Here is a 23,279-nt window from a genome sequence, read left to right on the forward strand (position 1 = left end):
GTTCCGACCGACCCACCTGTCACCCACCTCCTCGCACCTCCGGTGGGCGCCAGCCTATCCAGTACAGCCGACAGCACCCACCACATATCGCCAGCTGTGTATCGTTTTGCCAGTTACCCACCGCGACAGCTATCCTGATCAGGTTGTCGGGTCACACCCCCAGGGTCGCCGCACTGCGACGATGCGGGCCGGGACGGTCCGAGGAAGAGCAGGGCGAGAGTTTATCGGCCCTCAAGCAGACGTTTCGAGGAGTTCAGTCATGGCTGCCGTGTGCGATATCTGCGGGAAGCACCCCGGCTTCGGTAAGTCGGTGTCGCATTCGCACCGTCGGCACAGCCGTCGCTGGGACCCGAACATCCAGACCGTACATGCGGTGACCCGCCCCGGCGGCAACAAGCAGCGTCTCAACGTCTGCACGTCCTGCATCAAGGCCGGCAAAGTCACCCGCGGCTAGGGTTCCGTCTCACCGCGGGTACGCGTGTCCTCGACCGTCACGTCGACGGTGGCCGATTTTGCGTATCTTCACCTCCGTCGCGGCGGTTTAGAGTGCGTTAATGACCCGGTATCGGGTGACGGTCACGACGCTGGTGCTCATGGTCGGGCTGAACATTGCGGGCTGCCGATCAGCGGCCACGGATAAGCCAGCAAGTACACCGGCCGCAGGCTACCCGGCCACACAGTCATTCGACGCCTTTCCGCCCACCATCAACGAGGGCACCCTGGTGCCCGGCCCGGTGTCGGTATTGGGTCCAGGGGCACCCATCAGGGTGGGTGAGGACGTCACCGATGACTCCAGGCTCTGCCTTACCGGCTTCTCCATCGACTACCCGCGGCCCGGCGGCAACCGACGCCCCGGCTTCGTTACCGCCGCCCAGTGCGCACACGGCGACGCGCACGCCGCGGTGTTCGTCACGAAAACCCTGCGTCCGTCTTGGCAACAGATCAAGGTCGGTGAGATCACCATCTTGGACCGCGGCGATGGCCAACCGACAAACACCGACCATCCCTGGACGATCCCGACTTCGCCGCTGGCGGTATTCGGCGCCGGGCCGGGCAGCTGGGTGCTGCCGGTCGACAGCAGGATCAATGGGGCAAGCGCGTCATCTGGGATCGTCGAGGCCGCCCAGCTGGCGTGGCGCGCGCCAGCGAGATGGATCGATAGCTTCGGCCACGTGGCTACCGGGCACGTGCTGAACCCCGCCACCACACCTGCGCTGGCCGACCTACCCGCTGGCATTGAACGCGTCGTGATCGCAGCCGACGATCCGGACGACGCCATCTATCCCTGGGTGCGTGGGTCGCCGGTCACCGCCGAACTCGGCGGTGTCACCGAAAACCTGGGCATCATCATCGCTGTCGCCCCCGACCGGCACTGGGTGGTGGTCGACCTGATCAGCCCGTTCCTCGCCGACCACGGTGCGCGCCTGCTCACACCGTGACAGGTGGAACAGTCTCCGCTACGGCAACCGCCAGTCGATCGGGTCGACGCCGCGCTGCACCAGCAGCTCGTTCGCGCGGCTGAACGGCCGGGACCCGAAGAATCCGCGCGAGGCTGACAGCGGCGACGGGTGCACCGATTCGATCACCGCCGCATCAGGACCCAGCATCGGCTTGAGTGTCGACGCGTCGCGGCCCCACAGGATCGCGACCATCGGCCGCCCACGGGCCACCAGTGCCCGGATCGCACATTCGGTGACCGCCTCCCAGCCCTTGCCCCGATGCGAAGCGGCGTTACCCGGGCGCACGGTGAGCACCCGGTTCAGCAGCAGCACGCCGCGCTGCGCCCACGGGGTCAGATCTCCGCACGACGGTCGCGGATGACCCAGATCGGTGGCGTATTCGGCGAAGATGTTCTCCAGGCTGCGTGGCAGCGGACGCACATCCGCGGCGACCGAAAAGCTCAGCCCCACCGCATGCCCCGGTGTCGGATAGGGGTCCTGGCCGACGATCAGCACACGGACATCGTCAAACGGAGAAGTGAAGGCACGCAACACGTTCGGCCCAGCCGGCAGATAGTTGCGTCCAGCAGCGATCTCCTCGCGCAGAAACTGCCCCATAGCGGCCACCTGGTCGGCGACCGGTTGCAGCGCCGCCGCCCAACCCGGTTCGACGATTTCACTCAACGGACGCGGAGTCACGCCAGACCTTCCGCCAGCAGCACCACCGTATCGGCGCCTGCCCGCCGATCCTTCGAAATATGCTGGTAGTCGGCCGATTCAGCCCAATCGCGGAATAGTTCTTCGCTGGGGAACGACATCAGCACCACCTTGTCCCGGTTCCACTGGCCTTCCACCACCCGGGGAGACTCATCAGCTGCCAGCAGCGCGCCACGGTAGCGGCCGAACACCTCCATGAAGTTCGCCTGGTACCGGTCGTAGGCGGAGCGGTCGGTGAATGTGAGTTGAGCGATCGCGTAGACGGTCACCGCGCCACCCTAAACGTCGAAGGACTCCCAGCCCGCAGAGCCGTCCCATTCACGGCCGTCCACCAGTACCGCGGCTGGACCGTCGAGCACTCGGCCGATGACCCGCCATCCGCCCGGAACGGGGCCGGCGAACACCGCCACCAGGGCGTGGTCCTCTCCCCCGGTCAGCACCCACGACAAGGGCTGGTCGCCGACCGCGTCGGCGGCCGCGCGCACCACCTGACAATCGGTGGCCAGCGCGCCCGAGCTCAGGTCGACACTCACCCCCGACGCCCGCGCAACGTGCCGCAGATCGGCGATCAGGCCGTCGGATACATCGGTCATCGCCAGCGCACCCGCCTCTGCCGCCGCGCGGCCCAGACCGTAGGGCGGTCGCGGCACCAGATGCCGGTGCTTGAGCTCCTCGAACCCGTCGATACCTTTGCGCCACAGAGAATATCCGGCTGCTGACAGTCCCAGTTCTCCGGCGATGGCCACCATCGACCCGGCCCGCGCGCCAGACCGCAGCACCGGTGTGCGGCCGTCCAATTCCCCCAGTGCGGTCACCGACACCACCCACTGCGGGCACTGGACCAGATCGCCGCCGACGATGCCCGCACCGATCCCCCCGGCTTCTGCCCACATCCCGTCGGCGAGCGCGCTGACCTGTTCGGCGGGGGTGTCAGCGGGCGCACCGAAGCCGACGACGAACGCGGTGGGGCGCGCACCCATCGCCTCGATATCGGCGGCGTTCTGGGCGATCGCCTTGCGACCCACATCATGCGGGGTTGACCAGTCCAGCCGGAAATGCCGGCCTTCGACCAGGACGTCGGTGGACACCACGGTGCGCCCGTCGCCGGCAGCCACGACCGCGGCGTCGTCACCGGGCCCCAACACAGTGCTGTCCGGTTGGTGCCGGCCCGCCACCAACCGGTCGATCATGGGAAACTCTCCCAACCGGCCCATGGTGGGGCCAGGATCCCGAGTCACAGGTGGAGTCTAGGCAACGGACGTGGAGGCCAGACGATGAGCGAGGACGGTGGTCCGCCGCGCGCCGCGCTGATCGCCGCGCTGGTGCTGCCCGTTGTCCTGATCGGCGTCGTGCTGGCGTTCGCGGCGACCCATCACCCACCGCAAGCACCGATGGTGCTGGCCGCGGTACCGGCCCCGCACGCCGGCGACCCGATCTGCCACACCCTGCTGGACGCGCTGCCCCAGCGACTCGGCGACTATGAACGCGCCACCATCGCTCAACCCGCACCCGAGGGCGCCGCGGCCTGGCGCGGAGACGGTGACCCGGTCGTGTTGCGGTGCGGATTGGACCGTCCCGACGAGTTCGTGGTCGGCTCACCGATCCAGGCCGTCGATGCCGTGCAGTGGTTCCAGCTGCGCGACGAGGACCGGTCGACCTGGTACGCGGTGGACCGGCCGGTCTATCTGGCGCTGACGCTGCCGCCCGGATCTGGCCCGGCGCCGATCCAACAGCTGTCCCGGTTGATAGGTGACACCGTCACAGCGGTGCCGATCAACCCGGCGCCGGTGGGCTGATTTCCCGCCGAGATCTCAGCGCAATCCCACGCCGCGGGCCACCGCGGTGTCCACCATCGTGGCCAGCAGAGTCGGGTAATCGACGCCGCTGGCCGCCCACATCCGCGGGTACATCGAGATCGTGGTGAAGCCGGGCATGGTGTTGACCTCGTTGAGCACCGGCCCCGCGTCGGTCAGGAAGAAATCCACCCGGGCCAGTCCTTGGCCGTCGAGGGCCCGAAACGCCCGGATCGCCAGCGCCCGCACGGCATCGGCGACTTCGTCGTCGATCTTGGCGGGCACATCCAGCTCGGCGGCGTCATCGAGGTACTTGGTGGCGAAGTCGTAGAAGGAGTCCTCTCGGCCGCGGACCCCGGCCACCCGGATCTCCCCGACCGTGCTGGCCTGCACGGTGCCGTCCGGGAATTCCAGGACCCCGCACTCCAATTCGCGTCCGTCGATCGCGGCCTCGATGATCACCTTCGGGTCGTGGCGGCGAGCGTCGGCGATCGCGGCGGGCAGCTCATCCCAGTTCGTCACCCGGCTGACCCCGATCGACGAACCGCCGCGCGCGGGTTTGACGAAGACCGGCAGCCCCAGCTGCTCACGTTGCCGCTGGTCCAGCGTGGGCTGCGATGCCCGCAACACGGCGTGCGGACCGATCGGCAGTCCCTCGGCGGCCAGCAGCTTCTTGGTGAACTCCTTGTCCATCCCGGCAGCGCTGGCCAGCACCCCGGCACCGACGTAGGGCACCCCGGCCAGCTCGAGCAGTCCCTGGATGGTGCCGTCCTCCCCGTAGGGGCCGTGCAGCACCGGGAACACCACGTCAACCGAGGCCAGCACCTCGCCGGCGCCCACGCCCAGCAGCTGGCCGGCGCGTTGCGGGTCGGCGGCCAGCGCCAGCTCGGTGCCGGAGGCGGCGGTGACGCCGGGCAGTTGCCGATCGGTGATCGCCAGCGACGCCGGGTCACCGTCGGTCAGCACCCAGGAGCCGCCCGGGGTGATGCCGACCGCGACCACCTCGAAGCGCTGCGGATCCAGGTTGCGCAGGATGCTGCCCGCCGACACGCACGAAATGGCGTGCTCACTGCTGCGGCCGCCGAACACGACGGCCACCCGGGTACGACTGGGGGCACTCACAACCTAGAGAGGCTACCGGCTCACTCCGGCTTGGTGCTGCGCCCCAGCAGCAGCGCCACCGCCTCATAGACCGACAGACCCCGGTGGCAGACCCGGTGCACGGCGTCGGTGAGCGGCATCTCGACGTCATAGCTGGCGGCCAGCGCCAACACCGACTGGCAGGAAGTCACGCCTTCGACGACGTGGCCGTCACGGGCCTGCAGTGCCGCCGCCATCGGTTCACCCCGGCCCAGCCGCTCACCGAAGGACCGGTTCCGCGACCGCGGCGAGGTGCAGGTGGCGACCAGGTCCCCTACCCCGGCCAGGCCCGCCAGCGTGGCGCCCTTGGCCCCGAGCGCCATCCCCAGCCGGATCGTCTCGGCCAATCCGCGGGTGATGATCGCGGCGACGGTGTTTTCGCCCAGGCCGACACCGACCGCCATCCCGCACGCCAACGCGATGACGTTCTTGCAGGCGCCGCCGATCTCGGTGCCGATCACGTCGGCGTTGGTGTACGGGCGGAAGTATCCGGCGTTGAGCATCCGCTGCAGCGCCACGGCGCGACCCGAGTCGCTGCAGGCGATGACGGTGGCGGCGGGTTGCCCGGCGGCGATCTCGCTGGCCAGATTCGGTCCGGACAGCACCGCCACCTGTGCGGGGTCCACGCCGGTCACTGCCGTGATGACCTGGCTCATCCGCATCAGGCTGTCCAATTCGATGCCCTTGGCCAGGCTGACCAGCGTGGCGCCTTCGGTGATCAGCGGAGTCCACTGCCCAAGGTTGGCGCGCAATGTCTGCGCCGGGACCCCGAGCAGCACGGTGGTCACACCAGCCAGCGCCTCGCCGGGCTCGGCGGTGGCCCGGATCTGTGGCGGCAGAGCGACACCCGGCAGGTAGTCCGCGTTGCAGTGGGTGTCGTTGATGGTCGCAGCCACCTCGGGGCGGCGCGCCCACAGCCTGACATCGCTGCCGGCATCGGCCAGCACCTTGGCCAGCGCGGTACCCCACGCGCCCGCGCCCATCACCGCGACGGGGCCGTCCTTACCGCTCATTGCGCCACACCTCCGATGCCATCAGGTCGCCACCTTAACCGTCCACCGGGCGGGTCCGCTGAAATCGACGTCCAAACTGATCTACAGCCCCCAGAGATCGGGGTTTGCGAAGTTTGGACGTCGATCTCAGCAGACACCTCGACTAGTAGGTGGGTGAACCGCGCCGAACCCGGCGCTGGCAAAGTGGGCATGGTGAGCGGCGAGATCGGTGAGGTCGGTGTGATCATCGCCGTAAAGCGGCTGGGTGCCGCCAAGACCCGGTTGGCGCCGGTGTTTCCGGCGCGCACCCGCGAGGCCGTGGCGCTGGCGATGTTGGTCGACACTGTTACCGCCGCGATAGCGGTCGGGTCGCTGCACAGCGTCACCGTGGTGACCCCAGACGATGACGCCGCCGCTGCGGCGGCGCGGCTGGGCGCACAGGTGCTGGCCGACCCGACACCGGACGGGCATCCCGACCCGCTGAACAACGCCATCCTGGCCGCGGCCGGCCGGCTCGCCGGGTCGGTCGCCAACCTGGTTGTGCTGCAAGGTGATCTGCCGGCACTGCAGTCCTGGGAATTGGCTGAGGCGATGACCGCCGCGAGCGCCCACCAGCGCAGTTTCGTGGCTGACCGCCACGCAACGGGAACCGCGGCGCTGTTCGCGTTCGGCGCCGGGTTGGACCCGCGGTTCGGCCGGGATTCGGCGGCCCGGCATCGCCGGTCCGGGGCCATTGAATTGACCGGTGCGTGGCCGGGGCTGCGTTGCGACATCGATACGCCCGAGGACCTGGCCACCGCGCGGCGCCTCGGTTTGGGAGCCGCGACCGCCGGCGCCCTGGCCGCACACTGATCTGCGGTGGCAGCCCCATGGCTTATAGGCAATGATTCTTAGGTGACCGAAATCGAAGCAGCCGAGACCGAGTGGCACGCCGGTGACACCACACCGGCCGCGCCGCCCGCGCCCACCGCCAGCACCGATGCCGGCGACGAGCTTCCCGAGGACCGCTACCTCAACCGGGAGCTGAGTTGGCTGGACTTCAACTCGCGGGTGCTGGCGCTGGCAGCCGACACGTCGTTGCCGCTGCTGGAGCGGGCCAAGTTCCTGGCGATCTTCGCCTCCAATCTCGACGAGTTCTTCATGGTCCGCGTCGCCGGTCTCAAACGCCGCGACGAGATGGGGCTGTCCGTCCGCTCCGCCGACGGTTTGACTCCGCGTGAACAGCTGCGCCGCATCGGCGAGCAGACCCAGCAGATCGCGACCAGTCACGCGCGGGTCTTTCTCGACTCGGTGCGTCCCGAGCTGGCCGCCGAGGGCATTCACATCGTCACCTGGCTGGATCTGGACGAGGCCGAACGCAAGCAGCTCTCGGAGTACTTCCACGATCAGGTGTTCCCGGTGCTGACGCCGTTGGCGGTCGACCCGGCGCACCCGTTCCCGTTCGTCAGCGGATTGAGTCTGAACCTGGCGGTGACGGTGAAGCGGCCCGAGGACGGCGGCCAGCATTTCGCGCGGGTCAAGGTGCCCGACAACGTCGATCGCTTCGTCGAGTTGGGGCCCCGCGACGGCGACGGCACCGCCGCGCGCTTTCTGCCCATGGAAGAACTGATCGCGGCGTTCCTTCCGGTGCTGTTCCAGGGTCTGGAGATCGTTGAGCACCACGTGTTCCGGATCACCCGCAACGCGGATTTCGAGGTCGAAGAGGACCGCGACGAGGATCTGCTGCAAGCGCTCGAAAGGGAACTGGCCCGGCGGCGCTTCGGTTCACCGGTGCGACTCGAAGTGTCCGACGACATGACCGAGCACATGCTGGAATTGCTGCTGCGTGAACTCGACGTGCATCCCGGCGATGTCATCGAGGTACCCGGACTGTTGGACCTGTCGTCACTGTGGCAGGTCTACGGCGTCGACCGGCCGGCGCTCAAGGACCGAACCTTCGTGCCGGCCACGCATCCGGCGTTCGCCGAACGGGAAACGCCGAAAAGCATCTTCGCGACGCTGCGCGAAGGCGATGTGCTGGTCCATCACCCGTACGACTCCTTTTCCACCAGCGTGCAGCGGTTCATCGAACAGGCCGCCGCCGACGCCGCTGTGCTCGCGATCAAGCAGACGCTGTATCGCACTTCGGGCGACTCGCCGATCGTGACCGCGCTGATCGACGCCGCCGAGGCCGGCAAGCAGGTGGTGGCGCTGGTCGAGATCAAAGCCCGCTTCGACGAACAGGCCAACATCAAGTGGGCCCGCCAGTTGGAGCAGGCCGGCGTGCACGTGGTGTACGGGCTGATCGGTTTGAAGACACACTGCAAGACCGCGTTGGTGGTGCGCCGCGAGGGCTCGACGATCCGCCGGTACTGCCACATCGGAACCGGCAACTACAACAGCAAGACCGCGCGCCTCTACGAGGATGTCGGGCTGCTCACGGCTGACCCCGACATCGGCGCCGACCTGACCGACCTGTTCAACTCGCTCACCGGTTATTCACGGAAGTCGTCCTACCGCAATCTGCTGGTGGCTCCGCTGGGTGTGCGTGCCGGGATCATCGAACGAATCGGGCGCGAGGTCGCCGAACACCGACTCAACGGCAATGGCCGGATCCGGCTCAAACTCAACTCGCTGGTCGACGAGCAGGTCATCGACGCACTCTATGGCGCATCCCGTGCGGGGGTGCCGGTCGAGGTCGTGGTCCGCGGAATCTGTGCGTTGCGCCCGGGTGTGGAGGGATTCTCCGAGAACATCGTGGTGCGCTCGATTCTCGGCCGCTTCCTGGAACACTCTCGGATCACCCACTTCCGCGCGATCGACGAGTTCTGGATCGGCAGCGCCGACATGATGCACCGCAACCTGGATCGTCGCGTCGAAGTGATGGCACAGGTGAAGGATCCGCGGCTGGCCGCGCAGCTGAACGACATCCTCACCTCCGCGATGGACCCGGCCACGCGTTGTTGGGAGCTGCGGCCCGACGGACAATGGACCGCTTCGCCACAGAATGGCGAGACGGTACGTGACCACCAGGTGTCGCTTATGGAGTCGCACCGCAGCCCCTGATCCACACCTGATCTTGGCCGTGCACGACGCCCGAATTGAGCTGCAGGAGTGAAGGTGCCGAAGAACGTCCCGTCGGGTGCCGAGGCCGCGCCGGATGAGCTGGTCTGCGCTGCCGGCGCGGCGCTGTGGCGGCGCCGGCGGGGTCAGGCGGTGGTTGAGGTGGCGGTGATCCACCGCCCCCGTTACGACGACTGGTCGCTGCCCAAGGGCAAGGTGGATCCCGGCGAGACCGAGCCGGTGACCGCGGTGCGCGAAATTCTCGAGGAGACCGGACACCACGCACATCTGGGGCGGCACCTCGGCTCACTGACCTATCCGATCGACCGCCGCGTCAAAAGAGTCCGCTACTGGGCGGCCCGCAGCGTCGGCGGGGATTTCAGCGCAAATTCGGAAGTGGATGACCTGATCTGGCTGCCGGTGTCCGAGGCGATGGACAAGGTCTCTTACCCACACGATCGAAAGATACTGCGGCGCTTCGCCAAGCAACCCGCCAACACACAGACCGTACTGATTGTGCGGCATGGCAGCGCGGGACGTCGGGCCCGTTTTTCCGGCGAGGACACCAAACGTCCGCTGGACAAGAAGGGCCGCGCGCAGGCCGAATCACTCGTCGGGCAGCTTCTGGCATTCGGGGCCACCGACGTCTATGCCGCCGACCGGTTGCGTTGTCAGCAGACGCTGGAACCGCTGGCCCAAGAACTCGACGCGGTGATCAGCGTTGAGCCGACCCTGACCGAAGAGGCGTACGCCAACAACCCGAAGCACGCCCGGCGCCGAGTGCTCGAGATCGCCCGCCTGGGGGGCACACCGGTGATCTGCACCCAGGGCAAAGTGATTCCGGACTTGATCGCCTGGTGGTGTGAGCGCGACGGCGTGCGGCCGGAGAAGTCCCGCAACCGCAAGGGCAGCACCTGGGTGCTGTCGCTGTCGGCTGGGAAACTGGTGGCCGCCGACCACATCGGCAGCCCGCTGGGCATCACCGCGTCCTAAGCAGACCGATGCCCTTCGGGGACAAGTCTCCCGAAGGGCATCGGTGCCTGATGCGCTGCTGACCTACTTGCGGCCACGCCTTGCGGCGGTCTTCTTGGCCGGGGCCTTCTTGGCCGGAGCCTTCTTGACCGCAGCCTTCTTGGCCGGAGCAGCCTTCTTCGCCGGGGCCTTCTTGGCCGGAGCCTTCTTGACCGCCGCCTTCTTGGCCGGAGCAGCCTTCTTGACCGCCGCCTTCTTGGCCGGAGCCTTCTTGACCGCCGCCTTCTTGGCCGGAGCCTTCTTGACCGCCGCCTTCTTGGCCGGAGCAGCCTTCTTCGCCGCGGCCTTCTTCACCGCAGCCTTCTTGGCGGGGGCCTTCTTGGCCGCCTTCTTGGCGCCGCCCGCGACAACGCCGCGCTTGACGGCGGGACCGTCAGCCGGGAGGCGCTGTGCACCAGAGACAACCGCTTTGAATTGCGCACCCGGACGGAACGCGGGAACGGAAGTCGGCTTCACCTTGACCGTTTCACCGGTGCGGGGATTGCGCGCCACACGGGCCGCACGGCGCCGCTGCTCGAACACACCGAAGCCGGTAATGGTAACGCTTTCACCCTTGTGCACTGCGCGCACAATGGTGTCGACGACGTGCTCGACGGCAGCTGTTGCTGAGCGGCGGTCTGAGCCCAACTTCTCCGTGAGTACGTCGATGAGCTCTGCTTTGTTCATGCAATCCCTCCGAAACCAGTGGCCCTCTTTGAGCCGACTAGTGCACACGGTAAACCCTAGGGTGCCTGATTTCCAAGAGCCACGCGCAATTTCAAGCGGGATTATTGGTGATTTCGGCAATCCGATTGCCGCCGTTGACCCGTCGCCGGGCTAGGTAGAAGACCCCCGAACAGAGTCGGAATTCCCCTCGCGTCAGGCCCTCCCGGGCACCGGCAATGTCAGCGGTTTCCAGGCCGGCCGGGCGGCTTCGAAGGATTCGATCTGATCGAGTTTCCGCAGCGTAAGGCCGATATCGTCGAGTCCTTCGATCAGTCGCCAGGCTGTGTAGTGGTCAATCTTGAACGGCAGCACTACCGTTCCTGCGGTGACAATTCGATCTTGAAGATTGACAGTGATTTCCAAGCCTGGGCTCTCCTCGATCGCCTTCCAGAGAAGTTCCACGCCGTCTTGACCGACCTCGGCCGCCAGCAGACCCGCCTTGCCCGCGTTTCCGCGGAAGATGTCGGCGAACCGCGAGGAGATCACCACTCGGAATCCGTAGTCCATCAACGCCCAGACGGCGTGCTCGCGCGAGGATCCGGTGCCGAAATCGGGACCGGCGACCAATACCGAACCTCGATCGAAGGGGCTCAGATTGAGCACAAAGGACGGATCAGCCCGCCAAGCGGCGAACAATCCATCCTCGAATCCCGTTCGGGTGACGCGCTTCAAATAGCTCGCCGGAATGATCTGATCGGTGTCGACATTCGACCGCCTCAACGGGACGCCGATACCGGTGTGGGTGCGAAAGGCTTCCATGCTCGTCTCCTGTTATGTCAGTTCAAATCGGCCGGAGCGGACAGCGTGCCGCGTACCGCGGTGGCGGCGGCGACCGCCGGGGACACCAGGTGGGTGCGGCTGCCCTTGCCCTGCCGACCCTCGAAGTTGCGGTTGGATGTCGAGGCGCAACGCTCCTCGGGGGCGAGCTGGTCCGGGTTCATCCCCAGGCACATCGAGCAGCCGGCTTGCCGCCATTCGGCGCCGGCGGCGGTGAAAACCTCACCAAGACCCTCGGCTTCGGCCTGCGCCCGGACCCGCATCGAGCCCGGTACGACCAACATCCGCACCCCGTCGGCGATCTTCCGGCCGCGCAGCACGTCGGCCACCACCCGCAGATCCTCGATGCGGCCGTTGGTGCACGACCCCACGAACACCGCATCGACCGCGATCTCGCGCATCGGGACACCCGCTTCAAGGCCCATGTAGGCCAACGCCTTCTGAGCGGCCTGCCGCTCACCGTCGTCGGTCATCAGCTCCGGGTCAGGCACCGACGCCGACAGCGGCACCCCTTGGCCCGGATTGGTGCCCCAGGTGACAAACGGACTCAACGAGGCCGCGTCCAGGTAAACCTCGGTGTCGAATTCGGCACCGTCGTCGGTACGCAGCTTCTCCCAGGCCCGCACCGCGGCGTCCCACTGCGCCCCGGTCGGGGCGTGCGGGCGGCCCTTGAGGAATTCGTAGGTGGTGGCATCCGGTGCCACCATGCCCGCCCGCGCGCCAGCCTCGATGCTCATATTGCAGACGGTCATCCGGGCTTCCATCGACAACGCTTCGATCGCGCTGCCCCGGTATTCGATGACGTAGCCCTGCCCGCCGCCGGTTCCGATCTTGGCGATCACCGCCAAAATGATGTCCTTCGCCGTCACACCGGGAGGCAATTCCCCGTCTACGGTGACCGCCATGGTCTTGAACGGCCGCAGCGACAGCGTCTGGGTGGCCAGTACGTGTTCGACCTCGGAGGTGCCGATACCCATCGCCAGTGCGCCGAACGCGCCGTGGGTGGAGGTGTGACTGTCCCCGCACACGATCGTCATACCGGGCTGGGTCAGCCCCAGCTGCGGTCCGATGATGTGCACGATGCCCTGGTCGATATCGCCCATCGGGTGCAACCGGATACCGAATTCGGCGCAGTTGCGCCGCAGCGTCTCGACCTGGGTGCGGGAAACCGGGTCGGCGATCGGCTTGTCGATGTCGACGGTCGGCACATTGTGGTCCTCGGTGGCGATCGTCAGGTCGGGCCGGTGCACCGGACGCCCGGCCAGTCGCAAACCGTCGAAGGCCTGCGGACTGGTGACCTCGTGCACCAGGTGCAGGTCGATGTAGATCAGGTCGGGTTCGGACTCACCCCCGGACGCCACTACGTGGTCGTCCCACACCTTCTCGGCCAGGGTGCGCGGCTGCTGCGTCATTGCCATCCCACAATCTGCACTGTCTCATATTCTGAGACGTTAGTATCTGTATATGGAACAGCATAGCGGCATCGGCGTGCTCGACAAAGCGGTGGGTGTGCTGCACGCGATCGCCGAATCGCCGTGCGCGCTGGCCGAACTGTGTGAACGCACCGGGCTGCCCCGCGCGACCGCGCATCGATTGGCGGCCGGCCTCGAACTGCACCGGTTGCTGGCCCGCGACAATGACGGTCGCTGGTGTGTGGGCCCGGCCATCGCCGAGCTTGCTGCCCACGTCAACGATCCGCTGCTGACCGCCGGCGCCGCGGTGCTGCCCGGGCTGCGCGAGATCACCGGCGAAAGCGTCCAGCTGTATCGCCGTCAAGGCGACGCACGGGTCTGTATCGCCGCGCTGGAACCGCCTGCCGGACTGCGGGACACCGTTCCGGTCGGGTCGCGGCTGCCGATGACGGCCGGCTCCGGGGCCAAGGTGCTGCTGGCCTACGCCGATGCCGCCACCCGCCACGCCGTGCTGCCGGAAGCGAAATTCAGCGACCGGGCGCTGGCGGAGGTTCGCCGGCGTGGGTGGGCGCAAAGCGCCGCGGAGCGTGAGCCCGGTGTTGCCAGCGTCTCAGCGCCGGTGCGAAACCGCCACGGTGAGGTGATCGCGGCGGTGTCGGTGTCGGGACCGATCGACCGGATGGGACGACAGCCGGGGACGCGCTGGGCCGCCGATCTGCTGGCGGCCGCCGACGCGCTCGCCCAGCGCCTGTAGGCGACGGCGCGAGCAGACGCAGATGTGCCCATTTTGGCGCCCAAAAGGGCACATCTGCGTCTGCTCGGCAGGAGATCGGGACCACCTGAGACACTGAGCCGATGGGAACCAATCAGCGCGCACAGATCGTGATGTCCGAAGCCGAGATCAGCGAGTTCGTCGCCAACAGCCGCACCGGGACGCTGGCGACCGTCGGGCGCGACGGACAACCGCACCTGACCGCGATGTGGTACGCGGTGCTCGACGGGGAGATCTGGCTGGAGACCAAGGCCAAGTCGCAGAAAGCGGTCAACCTGATCCGCGATCCGCGGGTGAGCTTCCTGATCGAGGGCGGCCACACCTACGACACGTTGCGCGGGGTGTCCTTCGAAGGGGTTGCTGAGATCGTCGATGACCCGGACACCATCTTCCGGGTCGGGGTCAGTGTGTGGGAGCGCTACACCGGGCCCTACACCGACGAGATGAAGCCCGGCGTGGACGCGATGATGAACAAGCGTGTCGCGGTGCGCATTGTGTCGCAGCGCACCCGCTCCTGGGACCACGGCAAGCTCGGCCTGCCGGCCATGCCGCTGAGCGGCTCGACCGCCCCGTCCGTCGCGGTCTAGACAGCCCCCGGAAAGCACGAGTCCCTCATTTCGCAATGAAATGAGGGACTCGCTGCATCCACTCGACGATCTGTACCCCCGATGGGATTCGAACCCACGCTACCGCCGTGAGAGGGCGGCGTCCTAGGCCGCTAGACGACGGGGGCTAGAACATTTCCGGGTTGTCAGCATAGCCCAACCCAAACGGCCCGCCTAATCGCTTGCGGCGGACCGATTTTGCTGGGGTACCAGGACTCGAACCTAGAATGGCTGAACCAGAATCAGCTGTGTTGCCAATTACACCATACCCCATTGGCTGGCTAAAACCGCTGGTCGGAGCCGTTACGAGGTCCTCCAGAAGGCTTCCGGGAAGCTTCGGGGGCGCCGCGTCACCGCTGCTGCCAGCCGTTGTCGGCCGACGTGCAGACTACCAAAGATTTCAGGCGTCTCGCGCAGCCGCCTCACTCACCCGCCCACGGCCTGCGCGCGGGCGTCGCGCAACCGCTGCAGGCTGCGGTCACGTCCGAGCAACTCCAACGATTCGAACAGCGGCGGGCTGACCGACGCGCCGGTGGCCGCCACCCGGATCGGGCCGAAGGCTTTACGCGGTTTGAGCTGCAGACCGTCCAGCAGCGCGGCCTTGAGAGCGGCCTCGATGCCCGCGGTGGTCCAGTCCGCCTCGGTCAGCGCGGCGATCGCCGCGTCGAGCACCGGGACGGCGTCGGGACCCAGTTCTTTGGCCGCGGCTCGCGGGTCCAGCGCGTACTCGCCGTCGTTGAAGAACTTCAGCAGGTCCCATGCGTCGTCGAGCACGACGATGCGGGTCTGCACCAGCTCCGCCGCCGTCGCGAACGCTGCGTCATGAAGCGTGGTGTCGCGGCCTCGGGCGGTGAGATGGTGCCGCAGCCGGGCGGTGAAATCACCCGCGTCGAGCAACCGGATGTGCTCGGCGTTGATCGCGTCGGCCTTCTTCTGGTCGAAGCGGGCCGGGTTGGAGTTGACGTCGGCGACATCGAATGCGGCCACCATCTCCTCGAGGCCGAATATGTCGCGGTCGTCGGCGATCGACCAGCCCAGCAGGGCCAGGTAATTCAGCAGCCCCTCGGGGATGAAGCCGCGGTCGCGGTGGGCGAACAGGTTGGACTGCGGATCGCGCTTGGACAGCTTCTTGTTGCCCTCCCCCAAAACACTGGGCAGGTGTGCGAATTCAGGAACCCGCTCGGCGACACCGATCCGAATCAGAGCCTGATACAGCGCGATCTGACGCGGAGTGGACGGCAGCAGATCCTCACCGCGCAGCACATGGGTGATCTTCATCAGCGCGTCGTCAACCGGATTCACCAACGTGTACAGCGGATCTCCACTGGCCCGGGTCAACGCGAAGTCCGGCACGCTGCCGGCCGGAAACGTGGTGGGACCACGCACCAGGTCATTCCAGCTCAGGTCTTCATCGGGCATCCGTAACCGCAACACCGGCTTACGGCCCTCGGCCAGCAACGCGGCGCGCTGCGCCTCGGTCAGGTCGCGGTCGAAGTTGTCGTACCCCAGCTTCGGGTTGCGCCCAGCGGCGACGTGACGCGCTTCGACCTCCTCGGGCGTGGAGAATGCTTCGTAGGCCTCCCCGGCGGCCACCAGCCGGTCGACCACGTCGCGATGGATGTCGCGCCGCTGTGACTGGCGGTACGGACCGTAGGGCCCGCCCACATCGGGGCCTTCGTCGTAATCCAGATGCAGCCAACGCAGGGCGTCCAGCAGCGCCAGATAGCTTTCCTCGCTGTCCCGTTCGGCGTCGGTGTCCTCCAGCCGGAAGACCAGCGTGCCACCGGTGTGCCGGGCATACGCCCAGTTGAACAGCGCGGTGCGGATGAGCCCGACGTGCGGTGTGCCGGTGGGCGACGGGCAGAACCTGACCCTGACTGTCATGCCCCTCCTTGCTGCGTGAGTCTTTTACGGACAACGGGATTGGTCAGTGTGCCGATGCCCTCGACGCTGACGGCGACGGTATCGCCATCCTCGATGGGACCCACGCCGTCGGGCGTACCGGTGAGGATCAGGTCGCCGGGCAGCAGTGTCATCACCGCGGAGATCCATTCCACGACGGCGCCGATGTCATGGATCATCAGCGACGTGCGGCTGAGTTGTTTGACCTCGCCGTTGACCTCGGTGCGTACCTCGATGTCAGACGGGTCGAGGTCGGTGACGATCCACGGCCCGACCGGGCAGAACGTGTCGTGGCCCTTGGCCCGCGCCCATTGCCCGTCCGACTGTTGCTGGTCACGGGCCGAAACGTCATTGCCGACGGTGTAACCCAGGATGTTCTCGGCGGCCCGGGCAGCCGGCACATCCTTGCAGGGGCGGCCGATCACGACCGCCAACTCGCCCTCGTAGTGCACCGGTGAAGCATTGGCGGGCAGCTGAATCGGCACGTTCGGCCCGATGATGGAGGTGTTCGGCTTGAGGAAGATCACCGGGTTAGCCGGCGCCTGCCCGCCCATCTCCGCGATGTGGGCGGCGTAGTTCTTGCCGATGCAGATGACCTTGCTGGCCAGCATCGGGGCCAGCAGCCGCACGTCCGCCAACGGCCACGACCGGCCGGTAAAGGTCGGGGTGCCGAAAGGGTGCTCAGCGATCTCGCGGGCGGTCATCTCTCCGGGGTCGCCCTCGATACTGACGAAAGCAACACCATCCGGGCTGGCGATTCGGCCAAGGCGCATTCATCAAAGGGTACTGGGTGCGTTTCGGTGCGCCGCCCGCGAGAGCCACGCGCGGAAAATCCCACCCGCACGCCTTGATCTGGTTAAGACTGTCCCGCAGAGCGCGTACGGCAGATGGGAGCATCCCCGCAGATGGGAATCGACAAGGCACACACCGACGACAGGCTGCCCGACCCGCCCTTCCTCGCCGAATTTCCGTTCAGCGTGTTCCTGCGGGTGCTGGCGACCGGCGATCTCCGCGCCAGCAACGCCCAGCGCGAGTCGTTCCGCCGTTTCGCCCAGCTCGGTGATCCGCTGGCCGACAACGTGGTGGCGATGATCCAGCGGCTGCCGACCGGCGAGGGCCGGCGCATGTTCGAGACCGCGGTCGAACACGGTATCGAGGCGGTAGCCGACCCACCCGCAGAGCTGACCGACTTCTTCGCGCAGGTCGATGACCGCCCCTATTGGCTGGATCGGGCCCGGCTGGAGCTGGCGGTGCGGGTGACGATGCGAACCGGCGTTTGGGGCATCGGGCTGGCCCTGCCGGGGCTGGCGCTCACCGGCGGGTATCTGGCATCCAAGGCGGACAAGCCGCTGGTCGGGACCGGTGACCTGCGGCGAATGGCGCCGCGACGACTCAACGAGACCGCGACCTGGTTCATCGATGTGACGTCGCCTGGCGGGCTGGACCGCTTCGCGCCGGGCTTCAAAGGGATCTTGCGGGTGCGCCTGATGCACGCCATCGTGCGCGCCGGGATGGCGCGTCGCGACGACTGGGACTTCGACAACTGGGACTATCCGGTCAACCAGGCGCAGCTCGCCGGCACCATCATGCTGTTCTCGCTGGCGAATCTGGTGGGTTGCCAGGCGATGGGCATCCGGTTCTCCTCCCGGGAACGCGCCTCGGTTTTTCACCTGTGGCGCTACGTCGGCCTGCTGATGGGTCTGCACCCCGAGCTGGTCCCGGTCGACGAGGCCGACACCTGGCGACTGTTCTGGCTGCAGGCCGACACCGAGTTCTTGCCGGACGACGACTCCACCGCACTGGCCCAGGCATTGCATGGGAGCCAGCCCGGCGACGACCCCGCGATGACGATCGCCCGGGCGGTGTTGTCGTCCTACAGCCGGCTGGTGCTGGGCCGGGCCAACGCCGACCGGCTGGGTTTGCCGGACAGCAAGCCGTTGCAGGCCGCGGTGCTCGGTATTTCCGCGGTCAACCGGGTGCTGGACTATCAGCGGCTGATACCGGGCGTGACCCGCCTGCATGAGCAGATCGGCCAGTGGACCCGGCGGCGGTTCATCGCACGCGGCTTCGTCGAGACCGGCGGTGACCGCACCTATCGACGGCACGACGCGATGGCGGCCGCCGCAGGCTGATTACCCCGTGTCACCTGCACGATGTGACACCATCGACAGGTGACTCGAGCGCCTGCGGCGTCGATCAGCATCGCGGCGCGCTGGTCGATTGTGATCGTCGCGTTGTTGGCAACGACGTCCTCGTTCATGTTCATCAACGGGATCGCGTTCGTCATCCCGATGTTGGAGAGCAAGCACGCAACCAATCTGGCCGTCGCCGGCCTGCTTTCGTCGATGCCGAGCTTCGGCATGGTGCTGACCCTGTATGGCTGGGGGGCCCTGCTGGACCGCATCGGCGAACGGGTGGTGCTGGCGTTGGGGATGGCCCTGACCGCCGCAGCCTGCTACGCCGCGGCCTCGTTCGAATCACTTGTGCCAGTGGGTGCGTGCCTGTTCTTCGGCGGGATGGCGGCGGCCAGCACCAACACCGCCAGCGGCCGCCTGGTGACCGGCTACTTCCCCCCGCAGCAGCGTGGCCTGGTGATGGGTATCCGGCAGACCGCGCAACCGCTCGGCATCGCGCTGGGCGCCGCTGTCATCCCCGATCTGGCCGAGCACGGCCTGGCTCCGCCGCTGATGTGCCTTGCCGTCGTGTGCTCGGTGATGGCGGTGGCCTGCGGGATCGGGGTCTCCGATCCGCCGCGCCGATCGCGGGCGACGGCACCCAAAGACGAATTGGCCAACCCCTATCGCGGGTCGCGGACGTTGTGGCGCATTCATTTGTCCTCTGCGCTGCTGATGGTGCCGCAGGCCACGATCGCGACGTTCATGCTGGTGTGGCTGATGGCCGGGCACCAGTGGTCACCGGCTTCGGCCGGTGCGCTGGTGACGGTGTCGCAGTTGCTGGGCGCTGCGGCCCGGGTCCTGATGGGCCGCATTTCCGATCGGCTCGGTTCGCGACTGGGACCCATGCGGATCCTCGGCGTCCTGGGCTCAGCGGCCATGGTGGTGGTGGGTCTCACCGATCACCTGCATTCATCATTGGCCGAGACGGCCATGGTGGTGGCCGCGGTGATCACCGTGCTCGACAACGGATTGGCGTCCACAGCGGTCGCCGAGATCGCCGGGCCGTACTGGAGTGGACGCGCCCTAGGTACCCAGAACACCACACAGCGGCTTGCCGCGGGTTTGACTCCCCCGCTGTTCGGCGCATTGATCGGGGCGTTCGGCTATCCGCTGGCGTATGCGTTATGCGGGTTATTCCCTTTGGCGGCAATGCCGTTGGTACCCATGGGCGCCGACGCTGCCAAGGTCCCCGCGAAGCCGTTACCCGACCCGGAACCCGTCGAACCCAAGGGCTCGCCGGGCACTCCCACCTGAGTCGGCGCACCGACGCCATTCCCCCCGGCAATGCGCAGAACACCACCGGGGCTAGTTCCGCGGCCGCCTTGTCGCTGGGCCCCGACGACCGCCCCGCACTCGCGTTGCCGGTGGTGGTCCTGAACGCAGCGCAGGTGCCGACCGGCCGCGTCCATCCGTCGCGCTGACCGTCGGATTCGGCGTCGGTACTGTCGGCTAAGTGACCGCATCTCCTCATATCACTCTGCGTACACCGACCGTGGCGGACGGATCGGCGCTCTGGCAAATGGCTCACGACAGTGCTGCGCTGGACGTCAACTCGCCCTACGCGTACCTGCTGTGGTGCCGGGATTTCGCCTCGACCTCGGTGATCGCCGAGGTCGACGGCCGTCCGGGCGGCTACATCACCGGCTACCGCCGCCCGGACGAGCCGACCGCCCTGCTGGTCTGGCAGGTGGCTGTGGACACCGACCACCGCGGTTTCGGCCTGGCCGGCCGGATGCTCGACGAACTGTTCGCGCGCCAGGTGGGCGACGGCGTCACTCATTTGGAGACTTCGATCACACCCGACAACGAAGCCAGCCAGCGCCTGTTCCTGAGCTTCGCCCGCCGCTGGGACGCCACGGTTCAGCGCCGTGAGCTGTTCGGGGCCGACGCCTTCCCCGGGGCCCATCTGGCGGAGGAATTGTTTCGGATCGGTCCGCTGCGGGTACGGCACACCCGTGTGGAGGGTTGAGATTGTCGACCAATTCTCGGTAACGTGGCCAACCGCGCAACGTGAGCCCCGACAGACCGAGTCGGGGCGTCCCGAGCGGGGTGGTAGGTCAAGCAAAACTGCGTGAGGTGGACGCCAGGTCGTCTGGTGGCCGCCGCACGGCAGGTCATATTGACTCGACCTCCCGGATCTTTGCGCAGGCTTGATCTGTCGTTCCGTTCCGATGTTTTTGGCAAACACGGACGGAGGAAACCATTTCATGACTATTTTCGAAACCCTCGAATCCGAGGTGCGAAGCTACTGCCGATCGTGGCCGGTGATGTTCGATCGGGCGTCTGGCTCGCACATCTGGGATACCGACGGTCGCCGATATCTGGACTTTTTCGCGGGTGCCGGTGCACTCAATTACGGCCACAACAACCCTGACCTCAAAGCGCCGCTGGTGGACTACCTGAGCTCCGACCGGGTGGTGCACAGTCTGGACATGAACACCGTCGCCAAGGCGACGTTTCTGGAGCGCTTCGAAGAGGTGGTCCTCAAACCGCGTGGGCTCGACTACAAGGTGCAGTTCCCCGGCCCCACCGGCACCAATGCCGTCGAGTCGGCGCTGAAGCTGGCCCGCAAGTTGACCGGGCGCGAAAGCATCATCAGTTTCACCAACGCCTTCCACGGCATGACGCTCGGATCCCTCAGCGTCACCGGCAATTCCATGAAGCGCGGCGGTGCCGGCATTCCGCTGGTGCACGCCACTCCGATGCCGTATGACAACTACCTCGACGGCGCCACCCCCGATTTCATCTGGTTCGAGGCGCTGTTGCAGGACAGCGGCAGTGGCCTCAACGACCCGGCGGCCGTCATCGTCGAGACCGTTCAGGGCGAAGGTGGGATCAATGTGGCCCGCCTGGAGTGGCTGCAGGGTCTGGCCGACCTGTGCCGCCGCCATGACCTGCTGCTGATCGTCGACGATGTGCAGATGGGCTGCGGCCGCACCGGGCCGTTCTTCAGCTTCGAGGCTGCCGGGATCGTTCCCGACATCGTCTGCCTGTCCAAGTCGATCAGCGGCTACGGGCTGCCGATGGCGCTGACGTTGTTCCGTCGTGACCTCGACGTCTGGGAGCCCGGCGAACACAACGGCACCTTCCGCGGCCAGAACCCGTCGTTCGTCACCGCCACCGCCGCCCTGAACTACTGGACCGACAACCGGTTGGAGAAGTCGGTGCTGCGTAAGGGTGAGCAGGTCGAACGGGCGCTGTGCGAGGTGGTCGAGCCGCTGGAGGGCGTCGAGACACGCGGCCGCGGCCTGATCCGAGGAGTGGCCTTCGATCGTCCCGAACTGGCCGGTGCGGTGTGCCGGGAGGCCTTCGCGCGCGGGTTGCTGCTGGAGACCTCGGGACCGGAGAGTGAAGTGGTCAAGTTGATGCCGCCGCTGGTGATCGACGACGACGACCTCAGCCAGGGCCTGCGCATCGCGGCCGAATCCATCGAGGCGGTCGCCCACCGGGAATTGGTCGGCGCCGGCGCGGGAGGTAGCCGGTGATCGTCCGCACCCTGGGCCAGATCAAGGGCACCGACCGCGACGTGCAGGCCAAAACCTGGAACAGCCAGCGGCTGTTGCTGGCCCGCGACGGCCAGCGGTTCTCGCTGCACGAGACGGTGCTGTACGCCGGCACCGAGACCGCCATGTGGTACGCCAACCACGTCGAGGCGGTGTACTGCGTCGGCGGCGAAGGCGAGCTGATCAACGATGAGACGGGTGAGGCCTTTCCGCTGACCGACGGCACCTTGTACCTGCTCGACGGCCACGAACACCACCGGGTGCGGGCGGATACCGACCTGCGGATGGTGTGTGTGTTCGATCCTCCGGTCACCGGGCAGGAGGTGCACGACGAAACCGGGGCTTACCCGCTGTTGATCGAGGAAGGAGCGTCATGACGGCGGCAATCACCGACCGCTACCCCACCCGAGGCAACGACAAGGTCGGCATCGCACCACGCCACGATCCGGTGGTGTGGGCGCGTGAACAGGTGAGCGGTCCGCTCGACCCGCATCTGATCGACCGCTTCGATGCCGACGGGTTCTTGGCCATGGACAGCCTGCTGGACTCCGACGTCGTCGCCGACCTGCGCGCCGAGCTTGACAACCTGCGCACCGACCCGTCGTTGGCGCACGACGAGCGGTCCGTGTTGGAGCCCGACAGCAGGGAGATCCGATCGATCTTCGAAGTGCACAAGGTAAGTACGGCGTTCAGCGCATTGGTCGCTGATCCGCGACTAGTCGGCCCCGTCCGCCAGCTGCTCGGCACCGACGTGTACGTGCATCAGAGCCGGGTCAATTTCAAGCCGGGCTTCAACGGCCAGGAGTTCTACTGGCACTCGGACTTCGAGACCTGGCACGCCGAGGATGGGATGCCCGCTCCCCGCGCGATCAGCGTCTCGGTGGCGCTTACCGAGAATCTGGACTGCAACGGGTCGCTGATGATCATGCCGGGCTCGCATCGCTGGTTCGTGTCGTGCCCGGGTGAAACGCCGCCGGAGCACTACCGCTCATCGCTGCGCCGCCAGGAGATCGGCACCCCAGACGAAACCAGCCTGAGCTGGCTGGCCAACGAGCGCGGTATCCGCCAGATCACCGGTCGGGCCGGTTCGGCGGTGTTCTTCGACAGCAACTGCATGCACGGGTCGAGCAGCAATATCACCCCGTACCCGCGGTCGAACGTGTTCATCGTCTACAACAGCGTGGAGAACACCCTGGTCGAGCCGTTCGGGGCGCCGACGCCGCGACCGACGTTTATCGCCAGTCGCACCTTCGACGCGGTGTAGCCGACAG

Annotated in this window: 24 protein-coding genes and 2 tRNA genes; 14 read left to right on the plus strand and 12 right to left on the minus strand. The window is 67.0% G+C overall.

The genetic code is table 11. The annotated features are described in order from the left end of the window. Positions 1-259: 259 nt before the first annotated feature. A complete protein-coding gene (rpmB, locus tag AC5Y36_RS13625) occupies positions 260-454 on the plus strand; it encodes a 50S ribosomal protein L28 (RefSeq protein WP_500041450.1) in 195 nt (64 codons plus the stop codon). 100 nt (positions 455-554) lie between these two features. Further along, positions 555-1,439 (plus strand): hypothetical protein, encoded by an 885-nt coding sequence (locus AC5Y36_RS13630; RefSeq protein ID WP_500041451.1) that lies wholly within the window; start codon positions 555-557, stop codon positions 1,437-1,439. A gap of 18 nt (positions 1,440-1,457) precedes the next feature. On the opposite strand, the gene AC5Y36_RS13635 is transcribed toward AC5Y36_RS13630, so the two are convergent. Genes AC5Y36_RS13635 through AC5Y36_RS13645 form a run of 3 tightly spaced genes read right to left on the minus strand, consistent with a single transcriptional unit; the run spans position 1,458 to position 3,394 of the window. Further along, positions 1,458-2,138, minus strand: coding sequence for a uracil-DNA glycosylase (locus tag AC5Y36_RS13635; RefSeq protein ID WP_500041452.1), 681 nt, complete (start codon positions 2,136-2,138; stop codon positions 1,458-1,460). After that, a complete protein-coding gene (locus AC5Y36_RS13640; RefSeq protein ID WP_500041453.1) occupies positions 2,135-2,425 on the minus strand; it encodes a DUF1330 domain-containing protein in 291 nt (96 codons plus the stop codon). The genes AC5Y36_RS13635 and AC5Y36_RS13640 overlap by 4 nt, the downstream gene beginning before the upstream one ends. Before the next feature lie 9 nt (positions 2,426-2,434). Further along, a complete protein-coding gene (locus AC5Y36_RS13645) occupies positions 2,435-3,394 on the minus strand; it encodes a thiamine-phosphate kinase (RefSeq protein WP_500041454.1) in 960 nt (319 codons plus the stop codon). Between the two features lie 36 nt (positions 3,395-3,430). On the opposite strand from AC5Y36_RS13645, the gene AC5Y36_RS13650 reads away from it, so the two are divergent. Beyond that, positions 3,431-3,952: a DUF3515 domain-containing protein gene (locus tag AC5Y36_RS13650; RefSeq protein WP_500041455.1), complete on the plus strand. Its 522-nt coding sequence runs from the start codon at positions 3,431-3,433 to the stop codon at positions 3,950-3,952. Between the two features lie 15 nt (positions 3,953-3,967). Here the strand turns inward: AC5Y36_RS13650 and AC5Y36_RS13655 are convergent, their stop codons facing one another. Together AC5Y36_RS13655 and AC5Y36_RS13660 are read right to left on the minus strand one after the other, a co-directional pair. Continuing rightward, a complete protein-coding gene (locus AC5Y36_RS13655) occupies positions 3,968-5,071 on the minus strand; it encodes a D-alanine--D-alanine ligase family protein (protein WP_500041456.1) in 1,104 nt (367 codons plus the stop codon). A 20-nt stretch (positions 5,072-5,091) separates the two neighbouring features. Next, positions 5,092-6,102: an NAD(P)H-dependent glycerol-3-phosphate dehydrogenase gene (locus AC5Y36_RS13660; RefSeq protein WP_500041457.1), complete on the minus strand. Its 1,011-nt coding sequence runs from the start codon at positions 6,100-6,102 to the stop codon at positions 5,092-5,094. Positions 6,103-6,291: 189 nt separating this feature from the next. Between AC5Y36_RS13660 and cofC the strand changes: the two genes are divergently transcribed. From cofC to mutT1, 3 genes are read left to right on the plus strand one after another with little or no spacing between them, the layout of a single operon-like run. Next, positions 6,292-6,933: a 2-phospho-L-lactate guanylyltransferase gene (cofC, locus tag AC5Y36_RS13665; protein WP_500041542.1), complete on the plus strand. Its 642-nt coding sequence runs from the start codon at positions 6,292-6,294 to the stop codon at positions 6,931-6,933. Between the two features lie 42 nt (positions 6,934-6,975). Further along, the gene (locus AC5Y36_RS13670; protein ID WP_500041458.1) at positions 6,976-9,126 is read left to right on the plus strand and encodes an RNA degradosome polyphosphate kinase; all 2,151 of its coding nucleotides are present in this window, start codon (positions 6,976-6,978) and stop codon (positions 9,124-9,126) included. Between the two features lie 54 nt (positions 9,127-9,180). Then, positions 9,181-10,116: an 8-oxo-(d)GTP phosphatase MutT1 gene (mutT1, locus tag AC5Y36_RS13675; RefSeq protein WP_500041459.1), complete on the plus strand. Its 936-nt coding sequence runs from the start codon at positions 9,181-9,183 to the stop codon at positions 10,114-10,116. Between the two features lie 63 nt (positions 10,117-10,179). On the opposite strand, the gene AC5Y36_RS13680 is transcribed toward mutT1, so the two are convergent. From AC5Y36_RS13680 to leuC, 3 genes are all read right to left on the minus strand, one after another. After that, complete coding sequence (locus AC5Y36_RS13680; RefSeq protein WP_500041460.1) at positions 10,180-10,821, minus strand: HU family DNA-binding protein; 642 nt, start codon at positions 10,819-10,821, stop codon at positions 10,180-10,182. Between the two features lie 192 nt (positions 10,822-11,013). Beyond that, complete coding sequence (gene leuD / locus AC5Y36_RS13685) at positions 11,014-11,619, minus strand: 3-isopropylmalate dehydratase small subunit (protein WP_500041461.1); 606 nt, start codon at positions 11,617-11,619, stop codon at positions 11,014-11,016. A 17-nt stretch (positions 11,620-11,636) separates the two neighbouring features. Then, positions 11,637-13,055 carry a 3-isopropylmalate dehydratase large subunit gene (leuC, locus tag AC5Y36_RS13690; protein WP_500041462.1) on the minus strand — a complete coding sequence of 473 codons (1,419 nt, stop codon included), beginning with the start codon at positions 13,053-13,055 and terminating at the stop codon, positions 11,637-11,639. A gap of 46 nt (positions 13,056-13,101) precedes the next feature. On the opposite strand from leuC, the gene AC5Y36_RS13695 reads away from it, so the two are divergent. Both AC5Y36_RS13695 and AC5Y36_RS13700 read left to right on the plus strand, forming a co-directional pair. Next, entirely contained in the window at positions 13,102-13,803 is a 702-nt protein-coding gene (locus AC5Y36_RS13695; protein ID WP_500041463.1) for an IclR family transcriptional regulator, read from the plus strand. A 101-nt stretch (positions 13,804-13,904) separates the two neighbouring features. Then, entirely contained in the window at positions 13,905-14,408 is a 504-nt protein-coding gene (locus tag AC5Y36_RS13700; protein WP_500041464.1) for a pyridoxamine 5'-phosphate oxidase family protein, read from the plus strand. A gap of 73 nt (positions 14,409-14,481) precedes the next feature. Here AC5Y36_RS13700 and AC5Y36_RS13705 read toward each other — a convergent pair. The 4 genes from AC5Y36_RS13705 to AC5Y36_RS13720 form a co-directional block, all read right to left on the minus strand. After that, positions 14,482-14,554, minus strand: a tRNA-Glu gene (locus AC5Y36_RS13705). A 73-nt stretch (positions 14,555-14,627) separates the two neighbouring features. Continuing rightward, a tRNA-Gln gene (locus AC5Y36_RS13710) sits at positions 14,628-14,699 on the minus strand. 153 nt (positions 14,700-14,852) lie between these two features. After that, positions 14,853-16,310: a glutamate--tRNA ligase gene (gene gltX / locus AC5Y36_RS13715; protein WP_500041465.1), complete on the minus strand. Its 1,458-nt coding sequence runs from the start codon at positions 16,308-16,310 to the stop codon at positions 14,853-14,855. Continuing rightward, positions 16,307-17,101, minus strand: coding sequence for a fumarylacetoacetate hydrolase family protein (locus tag AC5Y36_RS13720; protein WP_500041466.1), 795 nt, complete (start codon positions 17,099-17,101; stop codon positions 16,307-16,309). The genes gltX and AC5Y36_RS13720 overlap by 4 nt, the downstream gene beginning before the upstream one ends. 132 nt (positions 17,102-17,233) lie before the next feature. Between AC5Y36_RS13720 and AC5Y36_RS13725 the strand changes: the two genes are divergently transcribed. From AC5Y36_RS13725 to thpD, 6 genes are all read left to right on the plus strand, one after another. Beyond that, complete coding sequence (locus AC5Y36_RS13725) at positions 17,234-18,460, plus strand: oxygenase MpaB family protein (RefSeq protein ID WP_500041467.1); 1,227 nt, start codon at positions 17,234-17,236, stop codon at positions 18,458-18,460. A 39-nt stretch (positions 18,461-18,499) separates the two neighbouring features. Further along, complete coding sequence (locus AC5Y36_RS13730) at positions 18,500-19,759, plus strand: MFS transporter (protein WP_500041468.1); 1,260 nt, start codon at positions 18,500-18,502, stop codon at positions 19,757-19,759. A gap of 265 nt (positions 19,760-20,024) precedes the next feature. Next, positions 20,025-20,474 (plus strand): diaminobutyrate acetyltransferase, encoded by a 450-nt coding sequence (gene ectA, locus AC5Y36_RS13735; RefSeq protein ID WP_500041469.1) that lies wholly within the window; start codon positions 20,025-20,027, stop codon positions 20,472-20,474. A gap of 238 nt (positions 20,475-20,712) precedes the next feature. After that, the gene (ectB, locus tag AC5Y36_RS13740) at positions 20,713-21,990 is read left to right on the plus strand and encodes a diaminobutyrate--2-oxoglutarate transaminase (RefSeq protein ID WP_500041470.1); all 1,278 of its coding nucleotides are present in this window, start codon (positions 20,713-20,715) and stop codon (positions 21,988-21,990) included. Further along, positions 21,987-22,385: an ectoine synthase gene (locus AC5Y36_RS13745; protein WP_500041471.1), complete on the plus strand. Its 399-nt coding sequence runs from the start codon at positions 21,987-21,989 to the stop codon at positions 22,383-22,385. The genes ectB and AC5Y36_RS13745 overlap by 4 nt, the downstream gene beginning before the upstream one ends. Then, on the plus strand, positions 22,382-23,272 hold the full coding sequence (gene thpD / locus AC5Y36_RS13750) for an ectoine hydroxylase (RefSeq protein ID WP_500041472.1): 891 nt from the start codon (positions 22,382-22,384) through the stop codon (positions 23,270-23,272). The genes AC5Y36_RS13745 and thpD overlap by 4 nt, the downstream gene beginning before the upstream one ends. The last annotated feature ends 7 nt before the right edge of the window (positions 23,273-23,279 follow it).

Source organism: Mycobacterium sp. NGS50, from assembly GCF_059812545.1.

Coding starts and splice junctions, on each gene's coding strand:
- rpmB (WP_500041450.1), top strand. CDS start 260: ATGGCTGCCGTGTGCGATATCTGCGGGAAGCACCCCGGCTTCGGTAAG.
- AC5Y36_RS13630 (WP_500041451.1), top strand. CDS start 555: ATGACCCGGTATCGGGTGACGGTCACGACGCTGGTGCTCATGGTCGGG.
- AC5Y36_RS13650 (WP_500041455.1), top strand. CDS start 3,431: ATGAGCGAGGACGGTGGTCCGCCGCGCGCCGCGCTGATCGCCGCGCTG.
- AC5Y36_RS13660 (WP_500041457.1), bottom strand. CDS start 6,102: ATGAGCGGTAAGGACGGCCCCGTCGCGGTGATGGGCGCGGGCGCGTGG.
- cofC (WP_500041542.1), top strand. CDS start 6,292: ATGGTGAGCGGCGAGATCGGTGAGGTCGGTGTGATCATCGCCGTAAAG.
- AC5Y36_RS13680 (WP_500041460.1), bottom strand. CDS start 10,821: ATGAACAAAGCAGAGCTCATCGACGTACTCACGGAGAAGTTGGGCTCA.
- leuD (WP_500041461.1), bottom strand. CDS start 11,619: ATGGAAGCCTTTCGCACCCACACCGGTATCGGCGTCCCGTTGAGGCGG.
- leuC (WP_500041462.1), bottom strand. CDS start 13,055: ATGGCAATGACGCAGCAGCCGCGCACCCTGGCCGAGAAGGTGTGGGAC.
- AC5Y36_RS13695 (WP_500041463.1), top strand. CDS start 13,102: ATGGAACAGCATAGCGGCATCGGCGTGCTCGACAAAGCGGTGGGTGTG.
- AC5Y36_RS13700 (WP_500041464.1), top strand. CDS start 13,905: ATGGGAACCAATCAGCGCGCACAGATCGTGATGTCCGAAGCCGAGATC.
- gltX (WP_500041465.1), bottom strand. CDS start 16,310: ATGACAGTCAGGGTCAGGTTCTGCCCGTCGCCCACCGGCACACCGCAC.
- AC5Y36_RS13720 (WP_500041466.1), bottom strand. CDS start 17,101: ATGCGCCTTGGCCGAATCGCCAGCCCGGATGGTGTTGCTTTCGTCAGT.
- AC5Y36_RS13725 (WP_500041467.1), top strand. CDS start 17,234: ATGGGAATCGACAAGGCACACACCGACGACAGGCTGCCCGACCCGCCC.
- ectA (WP_500041469.1), top strand. CDS start 20,025: ATGGCTCACGACAGTGCTGCGCTGGACGTCAACTCGCCCTACGCGTAC.
- ectB (WP_500041470.1), top strand. CDS start 20,713: ATGACTATTTTCGAAACCCTCGAATCCGAGGTGCGAAGCTACTGCCGA.
- thpD (WP_500041472.1), top strand. CDS start 22,382: ATGACGGCGGCAATCACCGACCGCTACCCCACCCGAGGCAACGACAAG.